Origin of the sequence: Reyranella sp., assembly GCF_004297405.1 — a bacterium.
Lineage (GTDB): Bacteria > Pseudomonadota > Alphaproteobacteria > Reyranellales > Reyranellaceae > Reyranella.
In genome coordinates this window covers 1-3,430 of sequence record NZ_SCVC01000044.1, presented here as the reverse complement: position 1 = coordinate 3,430, position 3,430 = coordinate 1, and the positions used below count along the sequence as shown (strand labels likewise).

The window sequence follows — 3,430 nt, the reverse complement described above, 5'->3', positions numbered from 1 at the left end:
GCTTCCAAGCATAGTGTCGTTGCCAGTACCACCGTCGACCGTGACGCCGATGAGGGCTGCCAGGTTACCGGTCGCGCTGAAACTGTCGTCGCCGCCGTTCATGTTGACGACAAGCCCCTCGGTCGTGCCGATGTCGAGGCTGAACGGCGCTGGATCGATACGATCGAAGCGCACACGCGTGCCGTTGGCGGTGGCCGTGAAGACCTCCGCACCGTTTCCGCCGTTGACTTCCGCGGTGTCGCTTCCGTCGCCCCCCTCGAACAGGTCGGTGTCGTCGCCCGGGTTCCAAATCATGCGGTCGTTACCGCCTTCACCGAACACCTGGTCATCGCCATCGCCGCCGGTCAGCGTGTCGTTGTCGTCGCCCCCCAGCAAGAAATCAGCCCCGCCCCGACCCAGGAGAACGTCGTTGCCACTCCCACCGGACAGCTGGTCGCCGCCGGAGCCACCGGTGAGGCTGTCGTTGCCAAGCCCGCCAGACAGTTCGGCTGCCGGCAGCGCGCCGTTGACCTCGTCGAGGGTGAGGACGTCGGCACCGTTTGCGCCGAGCATGCGGATCAGGGTTGTATTGGCAACTGTTGGTGTGCCCCCCACCACCGCGACAGCTCCACCATTTACAAGAAGGAGCCCAGCGGCGTTGCGACTGACCGTGCTCGGGTTATCGAGGTCGTCACCCAGAACCGTGAGCACGCCAGTGGCAGGAGAGAATACCGCGGTAACAGGCATATCATCGCCCTCACAATTAGGCGCAACGCGAGAAAACCTCGGTGCGGGTCATTGAGGTAGAAAATTCTACTCTACCGGCGGGCGCTCAAGTAAGGCAGCAAGCAACTGGATTGGAAAATGCTCGGCCAGCGCCCGACCTATTAGAACGTTCTGGATCGCATGTTTCAAGGGCACACCATACCATCGATGGCAAACGGGAAGGCCACGCAACCGTTGGCTTCGTTGCTGGAATCTGGCCTTCGGCTCGTGCGGTCATTGTCACCATCAGAATACTTGCCACCCATGGCATCGACCATGTCGGCAAGCATTGGTCAGGCTTAAACGGAAACGCGTTGTTGCGGGCATCTTCGCCTTCGGCACCGTGCCGTCGACTGAGTCCTGTCGAAGGCAGGGTGCCATAGTCTAGGGACCCTTCGCCGCGAGATCGATGGCACGGCGGTACATGGTCATGGCGGCCTCCGGCGTGTTGTAGCCGGCATGGGCGGTCAGGGTGACGTTGTCGAGCTTCAGTAGCGGGTCGCCAGGCGACGGCGGCTCGTGCGAGAAGACGTCGGTCGCGTAGTGGCCGATCTGGCCCGCGCGCAGCCGCTCGACCAGCGCCGCCTCGTCGACGATCCCGGCCCGCGCCGTATTCACCAGGATCGCTCCTGAACGCAGCCGTACGAGTTTTTCCCGATCGAGGAAGCCGCGGGTCGCGTCGTTCAGCGCCAGATGCAGGCTGACGATATGCGCCCGGTCGAGCAGCTCCTCGAGCGTCACCAGCGGTACCGGTGGTTCGGCAAGCGGCGAGCGATTCCAGGCGAGCGTCTCGAAGCCAATGCCGCGGCTCAGCCGCGCCATCTCGCGGCCGATGCCACCCAGGCCGACGATGCCTAAGGTTTTGCCACGCAACTCCATGCCCTGCATCGGCCGCCAACCGCCGGCCCGTACGAGGGCATGCATGGTCGCGATGTGCCGTGCCGCCGCAAAGACCAAGCCCATCGCATGCTCGGCTACAGTCGTGTCGCCATAGCCGCCGATGGTCGAGACCTTGATGCCGAGCCGTTCCGCCGCTGCCAGATCGACGAAGCTCGCGGCGCCCGTGCCGAGGAAGACGATATGGCGAAGCCCTGGACAGAGCTTCAGGGTCGCCTCGGTGAAGTAGGTCGCGTCGTTGATCACCGCATCGCAGCCCGCGACCAGGGCAGGAATCTCGGCCTCGGCTACCGGGCCCATGTTGATCGCGATCGGCGGGTCGGCAGGCCCATGGACCTGCTTCCAGACGCGATCGATATCCGGCGTCGAATCGATGAAAAGGGTGTTTGGCATCTCAGGTCGGGTCGAGTGTGAGGAAGGCGGAGCCGCGAGGCCACAGATTTGTGATTAACTCTACGAGGCTCCGGCCCTTTTCCTCGGAGAGGATCCGCCGATGAAGACGACCACTCTTCTCGCTGCTCTTTTCACCACCCAGGCCTCTCTGCTCGGTAATGTGGCAGCGCAGGCCCAGGCACCGGCGGAGGCCGGCCCCCTCGACTTTCTGGTCCAGAGCCTCTGCCTCGACGCTGCCGGCAGGCCGACCGCGACCCTGCCCATCGACCCAACCTGCACCCTGCGCCGGCTGCAGCGGTCAGACGATCCGGCCTCCTATCGCAAGCACGACTGGCCGGATGTCCTGGGGGACCCCTCGGCGCCGCGCAGCTACCAGGCCAGCGACTCGGTGGTGATGCAGCGTGGCGGCCGCACCCTGGTCGTCCAGACCTTCGACTTTGGGACCAACGGCCGGACCTTCGGGACCTTTGACGGCGGTCGGGGCGACGGCGGCCAGGTGGCCTTGACCCTGGGCGACTGGTCTAGCTTCATCCTGACCGAGGATGGCGGTGCTGGCGTACAATGGTTCATCGGTGAAGGCTGCCGCTCGGCCGCATCCTCGGACCGGCGTTTCCTGTCTTGGCTGATCTTCCGCGAGCCCGTCGCCAGCGTCTGGCAGGACAGTGTCGCCAGGTTGAACATAGTGCCGAACATCAATAGCTGCCCGCCGCGTTTCAATGACGCCTACACCCGCTTTCGCCGCGACGAGGTCGAATTCCCGTTCCGCGTCATGGGGCCGATGGGAGCTAAGGAGGAGCGTCATCGGCTCCAGGTGGTGGTCTCGGAGCATTATGGCGGCAGCGACATCGCCACCGCCGATCATTTGGAGCGTTTCTTCTTCGCCCGCGGGCTCGGCATGGTGCGCTGGGAACTCTGGTCGAACCGCCGTGTGTCGCGTGATCGCAAGCCCATCCCTCTGGCGGAAGCGATGGCTCGCTCGGCGCGCTGCCCCGCCCTCGCCGGCTACGGTGCTCCGGCTCACGACTGGATTCGGTTCGATTGCCGGACCTGGACGGTGATCTTCCCCCAGGACCGCCCCTGGTCGGTCGACGATTATGGCTGGCCTGCGCTGCAGGCTTTTGGCCGGTGAGCGGCTTTGGGCGGTTCAGCTTATCTCAGCGTAAAGACGAAAGGCGGGGCGCATTCATTTTACCCTCACCGTGCACAAAATGAATGTAGGCAAAGAAAAAGGCGGCCGGTGAGGGCCGCCTCTTCCTTTGTCTCGGTCAACCAGCAGCTTACTGGATGACGATCTCGACGCGGCGGTTCTGCGGCTCGCGGACGTTCGGGCCGGTCTGAACCAGCAGGCCCTGCTCGCCACGGCCGACAACCGCGATGGCCGTCGCCGGCACGCCTT

At 64.4% G+C, this 3,430-nt stretch carries 3 protein-coding genes; 1 reads left to right on the top strand and 2 read right to left on the bottom strand.

Annotated elements, in window-relative coordinates; genetic code table 11:
- Both EPO50_RS28490 and EPO50_RS28485 read right to left on the bottom strand, forming a co-directional pair.
- Window positions 1–726: calcium-binding protein (locus tag EPO50_RS28490; RefSeq protein ID WP_367268071.1), on the bottom strand; the 726-nt coding region annotated here is incomplete at its 3' end.
- 402 nt (window positions 727–1,128) lie between these two features.
- Complete coding sequence (locus EPO50_RS28485) at window positions 1,129–2,034, bottom strand: NAD(P)-dependent oxidoreductase (RefSeq protein ID WP_296349965.1); 906 nt, start codon at window positions 2,032–2,034, stop codon at window positions 1,129–1,131.
- 100 nt (window positions 2,035–2,134) lie between these two features.
- Here EPO50_RS28485 and EPO50_RS28480 point away from each other — a divergent pair, with 100 nt between their 5' ends.
- On the top strand, window positions 2,135–3,163 hold the full coding sequence (locus EPO50_RS28480; RefSeq protein ID WP_296349963.1) for a hypothetical protein: 1,029 nt from the start codon (window positions 2,135–2,137) through the stop codon (window positions 3,161–3,163).
- The last annotated feature ends 267 nt before the right edge of the window (window positions 3,164–3,430 follow it).